Origin of the sequence: Roseateles chitinivorans (assembly GCF_002761755.1) — a bacterium.
GTDB lineage: Bacteria > Pseudomonadota > Gammaproteobacteria > Burkholderiales > Burkholderiaceae_C > Roseateles > Roseateles chitinivorans.
Map to the genome: position 1 here is coordinate 1 of NZ_PEOG01000251.1, position 408 is coordinate 408.

Genomic DNA, 408 nt, shown 5'->3' on the forward strand with positions numbered 1-408 from the left:
AAAAACATACCTTATTCAAAACATATTCGACTCTGGCGACCTTAGCGGCGAGGCTGCAATCGCGGCTGCAAATGGCACGACTGGCGCAGGGCTTTCGGATGGGGCAACGCGCTTTGGGGGTGGTTTTGGTGGCGGCTTGCTTAATGGAGAGGCATTCAGATGATCCGTAAAACGACATGGGAGGCGGAACTTTCCGATTATATCTCTGGCAAGCGCGGAGAGCCATTTGAGTATGGCGTGAATGACTGCTGCATGTTCGCTGCTGGCGCCGTCGAAGCCATGACGGGCATTGACCCTATGGAGGAGTTTCGCGGCTCCTACGCCGATTTGCGCGGCAGCCTTAAGGCACTCAAGGATATTGGTGAAGGAAGCCTTGAGGCAACGCTTGACAGCAAATTTGAGGAAGTT

General features: G+C 53.9%; 1 protein-coding gene. It reads left to right on the plus strand.

The annotated features are described in order from the left end of the window. Positions 1-159: 159 nt before the first annotated feature. The coding region (locus CS062_RS26045) for a DUF6950 family protein (protein ID WP_199174394.1) at positions 160-408 on the plus strand (249 nt) is incomplete at its 3' end.